Source organism: Paenibacillus sp. GM1FR, assembly GCF_002803315.1.
GTDB lineage: Bacteria > Bacillota > Bacilli > Paenibacillales > Paenibacillaceae > Paenibacillus > Paenibacillus amylolyticus.
On the sequence record NZ_MKZL01000001.1, the window covers coordinates 69,699 to 86,473 of the forward strand.

Sequence of the window (16,775 nt, forward strand, 5' to 3'; positions counted from 1 at the left end):
AGCTTACTCTAAGTCAAGCGGGAAAATGGAGGGGAGGTTAACCATGCATACCATTGGTGAAGTGGCAGAATTACTCCATATCAGTGCACATACGTTGCGTTATTATGAGAAGGAACAGATTGTAACTCCTCTCCGAGATGCCAGTGGAGACAGGCGATACAACGAGTCACACCTGAAGTGGCTGCAATTTGTGATCAAATTAAAAGAGACTCAAATGCCCATTGCTATTATTAAGAAATATGCGTCCTTGTTTCAGGAAGGGGAGCATACGGCGGGGGATCGTTTGAAGCTGCTGGAGGAGCATAAAGAGTCGATTCAAAAACAGATGCACATACTTCACACAGCAGATGAGATGCTTGAGCATAAAATTTCGTCGTATCGAACGCTCATCGGACAATGAACTAACACACACAAATGACGATCTATTGCCAAAACAGTGATTTTTATTATAGACTGTTTTTTATCGGTTGTTCATCAAGGGGGAAATGCAATGCATCAAAACAGAAAACAAAAGTCAAACAAGTTAAAGATCCTCTCCAAAGTATTATTGATTATCATTGGGGGATTTATAACGGCATATGGCCTCGAAGCCATATTGATCCCGAATAATGTCTCAGATGGTGGTGTCACAGGTCTGAGTATCGTAGGATCACAGCTGTTCGGATTACCACTGGGGATGCTCATCGGGATTATTAACATTCCATTTGTGTGGCTCGGGTACAAGCAAATCGGAAAAAGCTTTGCGTTATATTCGATCATCGGTATTTCTTCACTCGCAATCAGCACCAGTCTGATGCACCATATACCAACCATCATTGAAGGTGATACCTTGCTTGTTACGGTTGTCGGCGGGATTATCATCGGTTTTGGTATGGGACTTGCATTACGTAATGGCGGGGCATTGGATGGCATAGATATGCTGGCTGTACTCCTTTCGCGAAAAGTACCTTTTGGAACCAGTGATCTCATCCTGTTCCTCAACATGTTTGTATTTATTGTCGTTTCTACCGTGTTTGGTCTGCAAGGCGCGATCTTGTCAGGACTTGCGTATTTTATTGCTTCTAAAGTAATACATATTGTTGAAGAGGGCTTGAGCGGCTCCAAAACGTTTAAAATTATTACGAATCAACCTGAGATTATGGTTGAAACCATTCGGGACCGTTTAGGCCGTGGAGCAACGTATACCGAGGCTTACGGTGGCTACTCTAATGAGCAATTCAAGGAAATTACTTGTGTCATTAACCGGATGGAAGAGAGTAAAATTAAAGATATCATTCACGAAATTGACCCAACTGCTTTTGTAGTCGTATACGATGTAGCTGAAGTCAGAGGTGGTAATTTCAAAAAGAAAGATATTCACTGATTCCGAAAAACAAAATTAACTTATACGTAGTTGGTCAACCAGGAACTTCTGGTTGGCTTTTTTTGTATGTCCACAGCGTAACTTGGAGTTTTAACAGGCGGATTTTCTTATTAGTTTGATACGATATTTAAATTTGCAAATAAAATAAAGATGGTTTAATATTATATCAAATGATACAAATTACTATCATTATTGAATGTGAATGTTGTGATTACAAAACAACAACATGAATGCAGAAGAGGAGAATGTTTTATGGCGTGGTTATTCCTTATTCTTGGAGGGATTTTAGAGGTGGGTTGGGCATTAGGTTTGTCATTCTCCGATGGTTTTTCGAAAATCGAGATCGTAATCCCCACGGTTATTTTAATGATTGGCAGCTTCTACTTCTTTGCAAAATCCACTAAAGTACTTCCTGTATCAACGGCTTATGCGGTGTTTACCGGACTTGGTTCATTTGGAACCGCAATTGTGGGAATGATTTTTTTGGGGGACTCCGTAAGTGCAATCAAAATCGTGCTGGTCATGATATTAATCAGTTGCATCATCGGTCTGAAATTTGTATCCAATGAACCTAAACCAAAGGCAGGTGTATAGAATATGAGTTGGTTTTTCTTGATCTTAGCTGGTTTATTTGAAGTTGGCGGTGTAATATTTCTGAAACTTTCAGATGGATTTACCAAATTGAAACATACATTGATGTTCGCTATGTTTCTGGGATTAAGTTTCATTTTTCTTTCCCTGTCTTTGAGAGAGATACCAATCAGCATTGGTTATGGAATCTGGACAGGTATTGGGGCATCGGGCAGTGTACTATTAGGGATGTATGTATTCAAAGAGCCCAAAAATGCAAAGAAATTGGCTATCGTTAGTGGAATTATCGTCAGTATTGTGGGATTGAAACTAGTCTCTTAACTGGATAAATTAGCTGTACTAACAACGGAACGATATCCATCTCATCTATATTCATGCATAAGTACAGCTCTCTTATGGAAAACTTCTGTAGTACGAATTAAATTGCATGACTTCAAGTATGTATGGGAGGTTAGCATAGTGACAAAGCAGGACCCGCAAGAGCTTTTGAAGCAAAAACATGAACTGGATGAGCAAAAAAGACAGTTCACTAATTTTTCCCGAAATATTTCAGGTCATGGTGAGGTTGAAGCTGGTCAAGAGTTCAGTGTTGACCGGGTACCAGATGACCAAAACCGTATGAAATCGGTTGAGAACAGACGCGGCGAAGTCTAAAACGTTACAACATAAGCCGATCCTTTCATGGATCGGCTTATTCGTGCGTAGCATTTTATCGAATAGGAAGATATATGTTGTAGTTGAGAATGATTATCGATAGAATGGAGAAAAGTGAAAATATCCGCTGATTTTGCTGATGTTTTGCTAACTTAATGGGTTGTGGAAGGTGAAGGAAGAGATGCACGTAGAAGAGCATGTGAAGTTATGGAATCTGGCCTCAATTAAAATATGGGAAGTGCGTCACGTCGTCGTGCGCGCTGGCGAACCCATCCATGCCTATCGATTTCCAATTAGCGGTTTTATATATACAGTTCGCGGCAATGCAACGATTACGCTGGATGACACGATGTACGCGATCGATCAGATGCAAGTCTTACATGGAGGCAAGGGGGTATGGATGAATATCTCCCTGAACGAGGATTCATTCGAATTTTATTTGATGTTTTATCGCGCTAATTTGTCGTTATCCAATACTCGTGAGAATCAAGCTCTGCTCAGGCAACATGTCCCGTTTCATGTGCAATATGCTTTCGCCCCAAGCTATCCCATTGACTTATATGATAAAGTCCAAAGAATAGAGCAACATTGGGAACGGACGGATGCGTTCTCGAAATTTCAGGTAAAGACGTTATTTTATCAATTTATTAATGAATTAATGAGGCAGTTAAGTGCACAAGGAATTGAGACTGCCAAGCCCGATCTGGTAGCTCAAGCCGTTCGTTATCTTCAAGAGAACTACATGTTGCCCGTTATGGTCGATCCGCTCGCAGAACTTCTGGATTGCAGTGCAGGGCATCTGTCGAGAACGTTCAAGAAAGAGACAGGCAGCAGTCTGATTACCTATTTAACTCGGATACGGATTTACAAAGCCAAGGAGCTGCTGTTGCACACAGATGCATCTCTTCAGAAGATTGCCGAGGCAATCGGCATTCCGGATGTGATCTATTTTAATCGTTTATTTAAAAAGTATGTTGGCCTTTCACCAGGTCGGTTCAAACAAAAATGTATCGCCCTGCCAACCGGTCAGAATAATGCTATCCATGAATCAGAATTGTCCATTGTCAGTCCTATGCATCGCGGTTATGATCCTATTGATGATGATAATTATTATCAATACAACTCAAAAGGAGAATCACTTACATCTATGAGATCGAGAAAACCCGTTGCATTGCTTTTGATGCTCAGCCTTACATTATTAATATCAGCCTGTTCCCCTTCTCAGGGCAGTCCGGCAACAAGCAGTAATGGAACAAGCGGTAACAATGCTCCAACCACCGAAGTCGCGCAATCCACCGAATCAGCAGTACAGGAGCGTGTTGTTAAACATCCTTGGGGAGAAACTGTCATCAAAGGTGATCCTCAGCATATTATTTCGTTGTTCCCGGCTGCAACTGACTATTTGTTAGCACTCGGTATTGTACCCCAGGCAGCATCCAGTAATGAGGAGGGGAGTGATCAGTTTCCTACCTACCTGTCCGATCAACTACAAGGAAAAGAAAATCTGGGCTGGCAGGTTGATCCCAACTACGAAAGCATATTGGCGGCAGAGCCAGACCTGATTATCGGACAGGATTTCATGAGTGACGCCTATGACAGCCTCAGCAAAATTGCGCCTACCTTGCTGGCAGAGAAGCTGCAGGACGAGCAAGGTATTATTCGTATGAAGACAAGCCTGTTACATATGGGAGATATGTTAGGGAAGACGGATCAGGCCAAACAGGTCATTGAAGAATACGAAAAGAAGGCTGCAGAAGCCCGTGAGAAAATCAAGCAATCCATCGGAGACGAGACCGTGATGTTCCTGCGTTTATCCGATAAAGAAGTGCGTTATTACAGTAAAAGAAACTACGAGGTTCTTTACGACGATCTAGGCTTGACACCTCCTGTATCCATACCTGACCCGACAGATTCAATGAAAGTAATCTCCATGGAGTCGTTACCATCGATTAACCCGGATCATATTTTCCTGTTGTCATCAGACGAGAATGAAACGACAGAATTGCAAAAAACAGCAGTGTGGAAAAGCCTGAATGCTGTTAAAAACAACAATGTCTACATCGTTGACTACGGCTTGTGGTTCCAAGGTCCGGGAGGACCCATTGGACAGAGCAAGATTATCGACGAAGCGGTAAATTTCCTTACCCAATAAATAAGGAAACTAGACAGGAGGATTAATGCATATGGAAACGTCCGTCGTAGAGAAGCTCATTCGTGAACGAAGAACCATTCGTCAGTTCAATGGCAAACCGCTGGCGAAAGAAACGATCATGCACTTGCTGGAAGCGGCCGTGTGGGCACCTGTTCATTCCCGTAAAGAGCCATGGCGCTTCATATTATTTGTAGAAGAAGGTCGGAAGCAATTTGCTGATGCGGTGCTGCATACGTTTTCCAAAGATGAGCGGGAGCGCTGGACAGAGAAGTTGCAAAAGGACTATTGCGAATCTATCCAAGCCCATCTGCTGGTTGTGATTGAGGCTGATCCGAGACAACGGGTATGGGAAGATGCTGTGGGGGCTAGTGCTGCCCTTATTCAAAATATTCAACTCCTGGCATGGGAGCAGGATATCGGCGTAGTGTGGAAGACGAATGAATATAATTTCGATCCTGATTTCTACTTCAAGACCGGTGTGAGACCAGGGGAGAGAATTGTTGGCACACTTCATCTGGGGTATTTTGATACAAACAAGGTTCCCAAACCTCGTCCTCGCACACCCGTAGAAGAATTGATGACCTTTGTCTCCACGGCAAGAGCAGAAGTACAGTAGTAGTGATACTTCATACGGTTCCGAGCTGTGAAACGAACTCATTGTAAGCCGCGAACATAGCGGCTTTTTTGCATAATTGAATATCGATGTTGATTGGATGTCAGACATTGAGGAGTTCAAACTGTTTCTGATTAACGTTATCTCACACTGCCTGCCAAATCATGAACGAAATGAAATACAAATTCGGCGGTCAATAAATGGATGGTTGAGGCCATATAGGTGGTAGTCAATCGTTGTAAAAGATCGTATATTAATAATATGTCGATTGTGGGGGTGAACGTGTACCACATCGCAAAATGATAAACGATTTTACATAGAAGGACGGGAAAAAATGGACTTTAAACCGCTTGCTTCATTTATTGACCGCATTACATCCTGGCGTGTACCGTGGGCAGAGGTGCTGGTGATGCATCGAAATGATACCGTTTTCCATTATCGTAATGGATACGCCAATCTGGAAGAGAAAACACCTATCGGTGATGGAGCGATCTTCAATCTATACTCCATGACCAAAATTATGACTTGCGTGGCAGGGCTGCAACTGGTGGAGAAAGGGGCAATGCTGTTAAGCGATCCCTTATCTGATTATCTGCCAGAGTACGCTGAGATGACGGTTAAGAAAACGATGCCGAACGGGGAGATCCGACTGGAAAAGGCAACAAGAGCCATTACAGTACGTGATTTGTTCACCATGACTGCCGGGTTCTCGTATGACGTGGGTTGTCCAAGTATTCAAGAAGCTGTAAAAAGCACCGATGGAACATTGCCAACACGCGACTTCGCGAGAGCGCTTGCGAAAGAACCGTTGCTGTTTGAACCAGGGACACACTGGAATTACAGCATGTGCCATGATGTGCTAGGAGCCTTGGTGGAAGTGGTAAGTGGCAAACGCTTTGGTACGTATCTGCGGGACGAAATCACCGGACCCCTTGGCATGAACGATACAGCGTTTAATCTGAACGATGAACAGCAGACACGCCTGATTCCACAGTATGCTTATAATGATGAGCTTGAAAAGGCTGTACGTTTTGACGGTAATGGATTCCGTGTGGGTACGGAGCTGGAAAGCGGCGGTGCAGGGTTGCTATCAACCGTTAGCGATTATGCACGTTTTCTGAACGCGCTTACTGGGCATGGTACGAGTCCACAAGGCGTGCGCATTCTGTCACAAGCTTCAGTGGAACTGATGCGAACGGACCACCTGAACGAGATGACTCGTGCTGATTATTCCTGGGATCATATGTATGGATACGGCTATGGACTGGGTGTTCGCACACATATCTCCAAAGCAGCAAGTGGCTCACTGAGTCCAATTGGCGAATTTGGATGGAGCGGCGCTGCTGGTTGTATGGCTATTATTGATCCGGATTCAGAGCTTACAGTTATGTATGGACAGCACCTGCTGAACAGTCAGGAGCCATACGTTCAACGACGCTTACGTAATGTGGTTTACTCCTGTCTATAAATCATATCGTATTCGAAGTTACTTGAAGAGCCGCTAAATAGCGGCTTTTTTATGTTATATGGATCGAAATCTATTAATTAGATTGTTATTTCTTTATTAGAAAGGGTATGTTATCATTCTTAGGAAAATAGTACTAGTAGGAGGATATGCTTATTGAACATGAACTTAAATTCATTACATAGTTTGATCAAGATTACACGCTAGCAAGTACCTGTTTGAATGTTGAGATTGTGAACAATTCTTAATTAGAAAAAGCTGTTAGATTTTATTTTTTTACTCAAAGGAGATTCATCGATGATACACCCTAAACACAACGCAAAATGGGCTTCTCTGGCCTTACTTACCTTATTCGTCTACGTTCTGAGCGCATTGCTCCTGCTACCACCCAATGCTGCTGCCAAAGGAGAGCAAATCTCCGCCAAACAGCTCGAAAGTATGAGCCGGCTTTCATTTACGCTTCGTGATGCCAAGCAAACGGCTTACACCGTTTATATTTTCGCTTATGATGAACAGAAGAGCACGCTGACCGAAGAAAATGGTTGGACCAACAATAAAAAAGGCGACAAGAGTTATTCAGGCACGTATCGTGCAGCCTTGCTGAAAAAAGGTGCAGCATACGGAACTGTTCAGGCGGCAAAACTGGATCTGAGTACGATTATTTTGCCTCAAACCTGGAACTTCGTTGTGAAAAGCAAAGAGGCTAGTACACCAGACATGCTGATGATCACCGATTGGGGAACTTCAAATATGAATGAAGTCAAAACGTATATTGTTCGTTCCGGTGAACTGCGTCGTGTAACGTATGTAGAGAACAATGGGAAAAAAATGGGAGACTCGTTCTACGCCATCAGGGATGGTGGGATACGTACTCTTTCAGGTGCTAGAGTACAATTTAAAAATTACAACAATGTTCATTTTGTCTATGAATTCGATACATTTAAGTTGAATGTGAATAAATTGGAAATGCGGTTGGAAGATACGCGTAACCTTCGTGCAAGAGATTGGCCAAACTCGGGTGTTGGCGATCGCGCTTACCTGAAAAGCCTGAAGGAAGCCGCTTTAAAGGGTGTATTGCCAGGGCGGACGGACGTTAAGATTGGCATGACGCTTCAAAATGCTCAAAAAAAACTTGGGAAACCAACCTCTCGTTCAAACGAGGAATGGGGAGCGTACTATTATTATTCTAAATTCGGTGTCGGGTTTGATTCATACATGCACGAGCTTACCAACAAATCACGTATTGCCGTTTTTGATTTGTACAATGAAAAGCAGAATCTTTCACCATGGAATGTGAAAATATGGATGGGGAAACCCTCCTCAGAATACTACAATGAAGTCGTTGGTGGTTATGAGATGGTATACCAATTAGGTAATCACGCAATTGTATTCAACTATGAGGAAGAAGAGGACTTGATTGACTTTACGAGTATATATTAAGGTGTAGCATCGTAAAGAAATGAAAGCATAGCTTAATCACATTTACAAAAAAAAGCCGCTGATTAGCGGCTTTTTTTGTTATCCATGAAAGTGGGACGCGTAGTCTATTTCATTGAAATGTTATTAGAGCTTTGCACAGAACGCACACGATTGACTAAATAAATGCCGACTGACACGAACAGTAATGCAGCCAGATTTTTCAGTTCCAGAATCGTTTCCCCCAGGAATAACGCTGATAATAAAGCTCCAAATACAGGGATTAGGAAGTTATAGACAGACACTCTTCCGACCTTGTTGTACTTGAGAAGCATATTCCATAGACAAAATGCGACAGATGACAGCAAAGCCAGGTAGATTAAGTTACTGGTGGATTCCAGGGTGAAATGGGTGACCCGACCGCCGAGTGATAGACCTAACAGCGTAAGTACCAGTCCTCCGACGAATAAGCTGACACCTGTTATGATCAGAACATCGATGGTGGCGGTGAGACGTTTTGCGTAAAGGGCCGTAACGGAAAAAACAAGTGCTGCTATAATAACGAAGCCTTCCCCTGTGAATGAAAAGGAAAAAGCAAGCAGATCCGTATGGAAGTTTACGATGATTACGCCAACGAATCCGAGCAAGCAACCAACGATTTTATTTCTGCTTAATTTGTCGTTTTTATAGATGAAATGGGCCAGAACAACACTGAAAAAGGTCGTCGTTGCATTCATAATGGAGCCTTTGACACCTGTCGTATTGGCTACGCCAACGTAGAAAAACATATATTGCAAACCGGTTTGCAATATACCTAACATGATGAGGCCTGTCCACTGAGGCTTGGTTAATTGGAGCTTCTGTTTTCTAACGATACGAGACAGGAGCAAGAGCAGCATACCCGCCAGTGTAAACCGGTATCCTGCAAATACATACTTGGAAGCAATATCTTCCGGCAGAATGTTAAACGCGATATATCCAAGTTTGATGGATGGGTACGCACTTCCCCATAACAAGCAACACAGGCTTGCCACGAGCATGACAAAAATGGGATCACTAAATTTACTCGGTTTCTCAAGGGTATTTCTCTCTATCACTTTCGATCTTCTCCTCACATTTCATGTACATATGTATGTATGAATCTATTAATATCCTCACTGACCATATCACATATCGCTAATCTTTGTAATGATAATTAATAATCCGCTCCTCAGGTGGTCTGATTAAAAGAAGGAACGGTTCATGAGGAGTCTATGTTATAGATTCCTTTCTAATAAAATCCCAACTTGTTCTGCGACAATGTGAGGTTGCCGGGGTAATCCATTCGTGAAATAGGATTCCACGATACCAACGATTGCTGTACCAAAGAACGTGAGAATCACTTCTTTTGTTAGTCCTTTATTTTTCCCCTCCGTTACATTCACCTCATCCTCCAGTTCTTCAATGACGAGAGCCAGGAAGCGATTGCGGAAAAAAGGGGCTCCTTTACTCAGTAACATAGCCGAGAAAAATGAATAGTGAACTTCAAAATAATCGAACCAAAGTACATTGCTTTCTATAAAATCCAGATCGGATGCTTCCTTGCACAATCTCCTTAGTTCATCAATATGTTCTTCAATTAATTTATCCAGCAAGTCAAATTTGTCCGAATAGTGATGGTATATCGTTCTGCGGCCGACATTTGCATGATCAGAGATATCTTGCATCGTAATGGTATCAAAAGGTTTCTCGTTCATGAGTTTGATAAAAGCGGATTTGATCGCTTCCTGAGACTTAAGTATTCTTCGATCTGTGATAGAAACGATAGTAATCACCATTCTTTCCAGAGAGTAATTGCACAAATGTTGTCTTCTTGCGCCATAAGACACAGATCGAGTTCATTTGATCCTTGCAGAGGCAGTGCAATTATTTTATATTATACACGAATGTGCGATATCGCACTTAAGTGTGTAATCATATTTAGGTCAACATAGGAGCAGGACGGATTAATAAATAAGATCACATTGGAGGAAATGAAATGGCTAAACATGAAGAAGTTAAAGGTGGAGTGATATTCCCGGTAGGAGAAAAAAACGAAGCATTTTCGCAATATTTCATAGGGCAAAGTTATCTCCAATCCTTGGTTGCTGATCCCAAAGTGAATGTGGGTGTTGGGAATGTTACGTTTGAACCGGGATGCAGAAATAACTGGCATATCCATCGCGGTGGATTTCAGCTGTTGTTAGTGACTGGTGGGGAAGGTTGGTATCAGGAAGAAGGAAAACCTGCTCAATTCCTCAAAGCCGGCGATGTTATTGTGACTCATGATGGTGTGAAACACTGGCATGGGGCCGCTAAAGATAGTTGGTTTGAACACATTGCGATCACTGCAGGTACACCGGAATGGTTGGAACCTGTTACAGATGAAGTTTATGGGGAGTTATAAAATAAACGCTATGAATTGATTTATTCGAAAATGGTACTATCTAATTTGTTAATTAAAGGCTAATTAAGTTCAGGAGATTGCTGATTCTTATGTTGATCTGGGTGCCATCATTCTGAGTTTTAATCGAGTGATGGCCTCTTTACGTCTATGAAGTAACGATCTCCCTGACAGGAGAAAACCATGATATAGATGGATTCCAGTGCACATTTATGTATACTTGGAGAAATTTCCAGAATGAAAACGCTTGTCAAATTGAAAATAATATGATAATTTAATGTCTGTAACCGGTTACACATAGAGGAGAGCAACTTATGACAACAATTAAAGACGTAGCTCAACTGGCTGGCGTATCTGTTGCCACCGTATCCAGAGTCATTAATGATAGAGGTTATGTTCATGCGGACACACGCAAAAAAGTGGAAGATGCTGTGAAGGCGCTTAACTTTTCGCCAAATGAAGTGGCTCGCTCATTATATAAACGCAAGTCCAAACTGATTGGCCTGTTGTTGCCGGATATTACGAACCCTTACTTCCCGCAGTTGGCCCGCGGCGTAGAGGACCGGATGCAGGAGCAGGATTATAGACTGATATTTGGAAATAGTGATGAGGATGAACAGAAGGAGCAGGATTACATCCAGACGTTTATCCAGAACAACGTAGTCGGTGTGATCTCTTCAACGAACTATCCTCATTCTTCAATATATGAAAAACTGAAGATTCCCGTCGTGTTTCTGGACAGAACTTCACTGGATCGTCCATCCGTGTATGCGGATGGTAGGGAAGGTGGAAGACTAGCTGCAAGGGAGATTATCAAACGCGGCAGTCGCCGGATCACAGTTATGCAGGGACCGTCACAGATCAGACCCGCTCAAGATCGTTTTGAAGGGGCGATTGAAATCATCCGTGATGCTGGGTTAGACTACCGGGTGATCCAGACGACCTCATTTTCAATTAACGAGGCAGGTGTATGGGCTGAAGAATTATTCAGGAAATATGCGGACACAGACGGGGTCATTGCCAGCAATGACATCGCAGCCATGGCAGTACTGCATGAGGCATCACGAATCGGAAAAAAGGTTCCTGATGACGTACAAGTGATTGGTTTCGATGATATTCCGATGAGCAGCCTGTTATCGCCGGCATTGTCCACCATCCGTCAACCAGCATACGAGATGGGAAGAGAAGCGGCGGGATTACTTATCCAGCTTGTGGAACAAGCTGCAATAGAGAATAAAAACATACAGTTGCCCGTAAGTTTCATCGAACGGGGCACTACGAGAAAGGTGAGATCAGATGGCTAAAATATGTGTAATTGGAAGCAGTTCAATGGATCTGGTTGTTACTTCGTCAAGACGGCCGGGAGCGGGGGAAACCGTTCTTGGCGATAGCTTCAAAACGGTTCCAGGTGGCAAAGGAGCCAATCAGGCTGTTGCCGCTGCACGACTGGGCGCCGAGGTTGCGATGATCGGCCGGGTAGGCGACGATGCTTTTGGCAAAGATATTTTAGAGAACTTTAGAGCAAATGCTGTAAATACGCAAAATGTGAAACCGGTTACACATTTAGAAAGTGGTACGGCTCATATCATTCTGGCAGAAGGTGATAATAGTATCGTAGTGGTTGAAGCGGCGAATCGGGAAGTCACTCCTGCATATGTCGATGAAGCAGCTGAAGTGATCCGCGATGCAGATATCGTATTAATTCAGCAGGAAATTCCGGAGGAAACGGTTGTGCATGTGAGTGCATTGTGTGCAGAACTCGGAACACCGCTGCTGCTTAATCCCGCTCCGGCGAGAACATTGCCGCAAGAAGTGATCGACAATGCCGCATATATCACGCCAAACGAGCATGAAGCCGAGATTTTGTTTCAGGGCATGAGTCCTGCACAGGCATTACGTCAGTATCCTAACAAGTTGTTCATTACGGAGGGCAGTAAAGGTGTACGGTACTTTGATGGCACTGAGGAAATTCTAGTCCCAACTTATAAAGTTGAGGCTGTTGATACTACGGGGGCAGGGGATACGTTCAACGCCGCATTTGCAGTTGCTTTGGCTGAAGGAAAAGCGTTACAAGAGAGTATACGCTTCGCCAATCGGGCTGCATCGTTGTCCGTCACCAAGTTCGGAGCGCAGGGCGGCATGCCGACGCGTGATGAAGTAGAGGAGAGCTTGTAATGAAAAGAAATGGCATGTTGAATAGTCACATTTCCAAGATTTTGTCTGATCTGGGCCATACGGACATGATTGCGATTGCGGATGCAGGTCTGCCGGTACCGGACGGGGTACTCAAAATTGATCTGGCCCTCAAACTGGGAACACCAAGTTTTCGCGAAGTGGTGGAAGCGATCGCAGAAGATATGGTCATTGAGAAAGTCATTGTGGCTGAAGAGATTTGCGAAGGCAATCCCGTAGCTATGCAATTCATCACAGAGAAATTCGGGGTAGAAGCAATTGATGCTTCCGTCAGCCATGAACAATTCAAAGCATTAACTCGGCAGGTGAAAGCGGTCATCCGCACAGGTGAAGCCACACCCTATGCCAATTGCATTTTACAATCGGGAGTCCATTTCGGTTAAAAGGAGGTTGCGTAATGCACATTCAGATGCAAGACATTCATAAAGCGTTTGGAACGAATCAGGTGCTGAGCGGAGTGGATTTTGAACTAAAGGATGGTGAAGTTCATGCCCTGATGGGGGAGAATGGAGCCGGCAAATCCACACTGATGAATATTCTGATTGGTCTTCATCAGCGTGATCAGGGAACCATTACCATAGACGGAGAAGAAAACTATTTTGCAAGTCCGAAGGAAGCCGAGAAACTGGGTCTCACATTCATACATCAGGAGCTGAATGTATGGCCTGAAATGACGGTGCTGGATAATCTCTTTATTGGTAAAGAACTGACATCATCGTTCGGATTGCTCAATACAAGACAAATGAAAGCGCTTGCCAAAGAACAGTTCGCCAAGCTTTCCGTAGACATACCACTGGAACGTCCTGCGGGAGAGTGCTCTGTCGGGCAGCAACAGATGATCGAGATTGCCAAAGCGCTAATGACAGATGCCAAGGTCATCATTATGGATGAGCCAACAGCAGCACTTACGGAGCGTGAGATCCAGAAGCTGTTTGGTGTAATCAGCTCGCTGAAGAAGGAAGGCGTATCCATCGTCTATATTTCTCACCGAATGGAGGAGATATTCACGATCTGTGACCGGATTACCATCATGCGTGACGGAAGAACGGTAGACACACAAGCTATTCCGCAGACAAGCTTTGATGAAGTGGTGCGGAAAATGGTAGGTCGTGAACTTACCGAGCGTTATCCTGTCCGGAATCCTTCTTATGGTGAAGTTGTCCTCGAAGTAAGGAATGCAAGTAGCAAAGGTCTATTCGAGAATATTAACTTCACCGTGAGAGCGGGGGAAATACTCGGTTTTTCAGGACTCATGGGTTCTGGACGAACAGAGATCATGAGAACCATCTTTGGTTTGGATACGTTGGATAGCGGTGAAATCTTCATCCGCGGCAAAAAAGCGAACATTCGTAAACCGGCAGATGCAGTGAAACATGGAATCGGGTTTATTACAGAAGACCGCAAGGATGAAGGGCTGGTATTAGACTTCTCTATTCGCGAGAATATGGCGTTGCCAAATCTGTTCAGTTTCTCAAGCAAAGGTTTCATCTCAACTTCAAAAGAACAAGACTTCGTAGATACATTGATCAAACGTCTACAGATCAAAACGCAATCCTCCGAGACGGCGGCAAGGAATCTATCCGGGGGTAACCAGCAGAAGGTGGTTATCGCGAAATGGGTTGGTATCGGACCAAGCGTACTTATCCTGGATGAACCTACCCGCGGAGTGGATGTCGGGGCGAAGCGCGAAATCTATGAATTGATGAATGAACTGACTGACCGCGGCGTTGCAATCATCATGGTATCGTCGGAGCTGCCTGAAGTGCTTGGCATGAGCGACCGGATCGCGGTTGTGCATGAGGGACACATCAGTGGCGAGGTTGCAAGGGAAGTAGCAACACAAGAACACATTATGACATTGGCCACAGGGGGACAGTGATATGACAACAATGCAGGAAAACAAAACGGCTAAAAGCGGATTCCGTTTCTCAAACGTGATACAAAAATTGGGACCGCTGCTTGGCTTAATCATTCTTATTCTCATCGTATCGGTGTTGAATCCAAGTTTCTTGGAACCGCTTAATATCTTGAATTTATTGCGTCAAGTCTCGATTAATGCGCTGATTGCCTTTGGTATGACGTTTGTTATCCTGACGGGTGGAATTGATCTGTCGGTCGGCTCAATCCTGGCTTTATCCAGTGCTTTTGTAGCAAATATGATGTTGTCTGGTCTCGATCCGATCTTGTCCATCATTATTGGTGTAGCACTCGGTGGTGTCATGGGTATGGTGAACGGACTAATGATTACCAAAGGTAAAATGGCTCCGTTTATCGCTACATTGGCAACCATGACGATATTCAGAGGACTGACATTGGTGTACACCAATGGTAATCCAATTACAGGGCTCGGGGATAACCTGTTGTTCCAACTGTTTGGCCGCGGTTACCTGCTGGGCATTCCGGTACCTGCAATCACGATGCTGATTACCTTCATGATTCTGTGGATTGTTTTGCATAAAACGGCTTTTGGTCGTAAAACGTACGCCATCGGCGGTAATGAGAAAGCTTCCATTATCTCGGGTATCAAAGTTAATCGCGTGAAAATTATGATCTACTCCCTGACGGGTATGCTCGCTGCTCTGGCAGGTGCAATTCTGACATCGCGTTTGAATTCAGCGCAACCAACGGCAGGTACATCCTACGAGCTGGATGCAATCGCAGCAGTTGTATTGGGTGGTACAAGTCTTGCTGGAGGACGCGGACGCATCGTTGGTACACTGATCGGTGTTCTGATTATCGGCGTGTTGAATAATGGATTGAACTTGCTTGAAGTAAACTCATTTTATCAAATGGTTGTAAAAGGTATCGTCATTGCCATTGCCGTCCTGCTGGACCGCAAGAAAACAGCATAAGGAGAGAAGCGAATATGAAAAAGTGGACTGTAACACTCATAAGTATGCTGATGATCATCGTTCTGGCCGGGTGCTCTCTGGAGCCACCGGAATGGGCGAAACCTAACCCAAACAAAAGTAACGGACAGAAGAAAATAGGTTTGTCTATATCTACACTAAACAATCCATTCTTTGTATCACTGAAGGACGGGGTAATGGCTGAAGCCAAAAAACAGGGAATACAGGTCATCGTGGTGGATGCGCAGAACGATTCGGCCAAACAAACCAATGATGTGGATGATCTCATTCAGCAAGGTGTTAGTGCACTTCTGATTAACCCCGCGGACTCTGCAGCGATCTCCACAGCGGTTCAATCCGCTAATAGTGTGGGCATTCCTGTGATCACGCTGGATCGCTCCGCAGATAAAGGCGAAGTGGCGGCACTAGTGGCATCTGATAACGTTAAAGGTGGACGCATGGCAGCTGAATATTTTGTGGAACAACTGGGTGAGGGAGCAAAAGTCATAGAACTTGAGGGTGTGCCTGGCGCTTCCGCAACAAGAGAACGGGGTAAAGGCTTCCATGAAGTGGCTGACAAGCAACTTGATGTGGTTTCCAAACAATCTGCTGATTTCGATCGGTCCAAAGGGTTAAATGTCATGGAGAACTTGCTACAAGGTAATCCTGACGTGCAGGCAGTATTTGCCCATAATGACGAGATGGCACTTGGTGCGATTGAAGCGATTCAAAGCTCAGGTAAAGACATTCCGGTCATCGGATTCGACGGCAATGATGATGCAATCAAATCCATTCAGGATGGGAAATTGACGGCAACAGTCGCTCAGCAGCCTATACTGATTGGCCAACTGGCGCTGCAAGCAGCTCTGGATGTGCTCAGTGGCAAGCAGGTGGAGTCATCGATTCCCGCTGAATTGAAGCTGGTAACGAAGGAAAATGTGAATGAGTAAATCATCATAAAACATGTATCTTCTTGGACATGAACATAGAACTAAACCAAGCCGCTAATTTAGCGGCTTTTTTCATTTTGGAAGAAGCGTGGGGGCATCACATCAAT

The 16,775-nt window shown here is 44.0% G+C and carries 18 protein-coding genes; 16 read left to right on the forward strand and 2 right to left on the reverse strand.

The annotated features are described in order from the left end of the window. Positions 1–43 precede the first annotated feature (43 nt). The 9 genes from PAEAM_RS00315 to PAEAM_RS00355 all read left to right on the forward strand — a co-directional run bounded on the left by PAEAM_RS00315 (position 44) and on the right by PAEAM_RS00355 (position 8,278). On the forward strand, positions 44–400 hold the full coding sequence (locus PAEAM_RS00315; protein ID WP_076327623.1) for a MerR family transcriptional regulator: 357 nt from the start codon (positions 44–46) through the stop codon (positions 398–400). A gap of 90 nt (positions 401–490) precedes the next feature. Next, a complete protein-coding gene (locus tag PAEAM_RS00320; RefSeq protein ID WP_100526215.1) occupies positions 491–1,363 on the forward strand; it encodes a YitT family protein in 873 nt (290 codons plus the stop codon). Between the two features lie 252 nt (positions 1,364–1,615). After that, positions 1,616–1,957 (forward strand): DMT family transporter, encoded by a 342-nt coding sequence (locus tag PAEAM_RS00325; RefSeq protein WP_076327622.1) that lies wholly within the window; start codon positions 1,616–1,618, stop codon positions 1,955–1,957. Between the two features lie 3 nt (positions 1,958–1,960). Beyond that, a complete protein-coding gene (locus tag PAEAM_RS00330; RefSeq protein ID WP_100526216.1) occupies positions 1,961–2,275 on the forward strand; it encodes a DMT family transporter in 315 nt (104 codons plus the stop codon). A 138-nt stretch (positions 2,276–2,413) separates the two neighbouring features. Then, the gene (locus PAEAM_RS00335; RefSeq protein WP_017688524.1) at positions 2,414–2,608 is read left to right on the forward strand and encodes a hypothetical protein; all 195 of its coding nucleotides are present in this window, start codon (positions 2,414–2,416) and stop codon (positions 2,606–2,608) included. 181 nt (positions 2,609–2,789) lie between these two features. After that, a complete protein-coding gene (locus tag PAEAM_RS00340; protein ID WP_100526217.1) occupies positions 2,790–4,760 on the forward strand; it encodes an AraC family transcriptional regulator in 1,971 nt (656 codons plus the stop codon). A gap of 31 nt (positions 4,761–4,791) precedes the next feature. Further along, positions 4,792–5,376 (forward strand): nitroreductase family protein, encoded by a 585-nt coding sequence (locus PAEAM_RS00345; protein WP_047842928.1) that lies wholly within the window; start codon positions 4,792–4,794, stop codon positions 5,374–5,376. Between the two features lie 331 nt (positions 5,377–5,707). Beyond that, positions 5,708–6,841 (forward strand): serine hydrolase domain-containing protein, encoded by a 1,134-nt coding sequence (locus PAEAM_RS00350; RefSeq protein ID WP_100526218.1) that lies wholly within the window; start codon positions 5,708–5,710, stop codon positions 6,839–6,841. Between the two features lie 294 nt (positions 6,842–7,135). After that, the gene (locus PAEAM_RS00355) at positions 7,136–8,278 is read left to right on the forward strand and encodes a DUF4309 domain-containing protein (protein WP_100526219.1); all 1,143 of its coding nucleotides are present in this window, start codon (positions 7,136–7,138) and stop codon (positions 8,276–8,278) included. Between the two features lie 104 nt (positions 8,279–8,382). On the opposite strand, the gene PAEAM_RS00360 is transcribed toward PAEAM_RS00355, so the two are convergent. Continuing rightward, on the reverse strand, positions 8,383–9,351 hold the full coding sequence (locus tag PAEAM_RS00360) for a DMT family transporter (RefSeq protein ID WP_100526220.1): 969 nt from the start codon (positions 9,349–9,351) through the stop codon (positions 8,383–8,385). 159 nt (positions 9,352–9,510) lie between these two features. Next, positions 9,511–9,990, reverse strand: a complete 480-nt coding sequence (locus PAEAM_RS00365) for a TetR/AcrR family transcriptional regulator (protein WP_477533951.1) — start codon at positions 9,988–9,990, stop codon at positions 9,511–9,513. A 281-nt stretch (positions 9,991–10,271) separates the two neighbouring features. On the opposite strand from PAEAM_RS00365, the gene PAEAM_RS00370 reads away from it, so the two are divergent. From PAEAM_RS00370 to rbsB, 7 genes are all read left to right on the forward strand, one after another. Further along, entirely contained in the window at positions 10,272–10,679 is a 408-nt protein-coding gene (locus tag PAEAM_RS00370) for a cupin domain-containing protein (protein ID WP_100526222.1), read from the forward strand. Between the two features lie 311 nt (positions 10,680–10,990). Beyond that, positions 10,991–11,980 (forward strand): LacI family DNA-binding transcriptional regulator, encoded by a 990-nt coding sequence (locus PAEAM_RS00375; protein WP_100526223.1) that lies wholly within the window; start codon positions 10,991–10,993, stop codon positions 11,978–11,980. Further along, the gene (gene rbsK, locus PAEAM_RS00380; protein ID WP_074095043.1) at positions 11,973–12,851 is read left to right on the forward strand and encodes a ribokinase; all 879 of its coding nucleotides are present in this window, start codon (positions 11,973–11,975) and stop codon (positions 12,849–12,851) included. The genes PAEAM_RS00375 and rbsK overlap by 8 nt, the downstream gene beginning before the upstream one ends. Then, a complete protein-coding gene (rbsD, locus tag PAEAM_RS00385; protein ID WP_017688515.1) occupies positions 12,851–13,252 on the forward strand; it encodes a D-ribose pyranase in 402 nt (133 codons plus the stop codon). The genes rbsK and rbsD overlap by 1 nt, the downstream gene beginning before the upstream one ends. Before the next feature lie 14 nt (positions 13,253–13,266). Continuing rightward, positions 13,267–14,748 (forward strand): sugar ABC transporter ATP-binding protein, encoded by a 1,482-nt coding sequence (locus PAEAM_RS00390; RefSeq protein ID WP_036615975.1) that lies wholly within the window; start codon positions 13,267–13,269, stop codon positions 14,746–14,748. 10 nt (positions 14,749–14,758) lie between these two features. Continuing rightward, positions 14,759–15,721, forward strand: a complete 963-nt coding sequence (locus tag PAEAM_RS00395; protein WP_370511443.1) for an ABC transporter permease subunit — start codon at positions 14,759–14,761, stop codon at positions 15,719–15,721. Positions 15,722–15,735: 14 nt separating this feature from the next. Further along, on the forward strand, positions 15,736–16,668 hold the full coding sequence (gene rbsB / locus PAEAM_RS00400; RefSeq protein ID WP_036615972.1) for a ribose ABC transporter substrate-binding protein RbsB: 933 nt from the start codon (positions 15,736–15,738) through the stop codon (positions 16,666–16,668). The last annotated feature ends 107 nt before the right edge of the window (positions 16,669–16,775 follow it).

Coding starts and splice junctions, on each gene's coding strand:
- PAEAM_RS00315 (WP_076327623.1), top strand. CDS start 44: ATGCATACCATTGGTGAAGTGGCAGAATTACTCCATATCAGTGCACAT.
- PAEAM_RS00320 (WP_100526215.1), top strand. CDS start 491: ATGCATCAAAACAGAAAACAAAAGTCAAACAAGTTAAAGATCCTCTCC.
- PAEAM_RS00325 (WP_076327622.1), top strand. CDS start 1,616: ATGGCGTGGTTATTCCTTATTCTTGGAGGGATTTTAGAGGTGGGTTGG.
- PAEAM_RS00330 (WP_100526216.1), top strand. CDS start 1,961: ATGAGTTGGTTTTTCTTGATCTTAGCTGGTTTATTTGAAGTTGGCGGT.
- PAEAM_RS00340 (WP_100526217.1), top strand. CDS start 2,790: ATGCACGTAGAAGAGCATGTGAAGTTATGGAATCTGGCCTCAATTAAA.
- PAEAM_RS00345 (WP_047842928.1), top strand. CDS start 4,792: ATGGAAACGTCCGTCGTAGAGAAGCTCATTCGTGAACGAAGAACCATT.
- PAEAM_RS00350 (WP_100526218.1), top strand. CDS start 5,708: ATGGACTTTAAACCGCTTGCTTCATTTATTGACCGCATTACATCCTGG.
- PAEAM_RS00355 (WP_100526219.1), top strand. CDS start 7,136: ATGATACACCCTAAACACAACGCAAAATGGGCTTCTCTGGCCTTACTT.
- PAEAM_RS00365 (WP_477533951.1), bottom strand. CDS start 9,990: ATGAACGAGAAACCTTTTGATACCATTACGATGCAAGATATCTCTGAT.
- PAEAM_RS00370 (WP_100526222.1), top strand. CDS start 10,272: ATGGCTAAACATGAAGAAGTTAAAGGTGGAGTGATATTCCCGGTAGGA.
- PAEAM_RS00375 (WP_100526223.1), top strand. CDS start 10,991: ATGACAACAATTAAAGACGTAGCTCAACTGGCTGGCGTATCTGTTGCC.
- rbsK (WP_074095043.1), top strand. CDS start 11,973: ATGGCTAAAATATGTGTAATTGGAAGCAGTTCAATGGATCTGGTTGTT.
- rbsD (WP_017688515.1), top strand. CDS start 12,851: ATGAAAAGAAATGGCATGTTGAATAGTCACATTTCCAAGATTTTGTCT.
- PAEAM_RS00390 (WP_036615975.1), top strand. CDS start 13,267: ATGCACATTCAGATGCAAGACATTCATAAAGCGTTTGGAACGAATCAG.
- PAEAM_RS00395 (WP_370511443.1), top strand. CDS start 14,759: ATGCAGGAAAACAAAACGGCTAAAAGCGGATTCCGTTTCTCAAACGTG.
- rbsB (WP_036615972.1), top strand. CDS start 15,736: ATGAAAAAGTGGACTGTAACACTCATAAGTATGCTGATGATCATCGTT.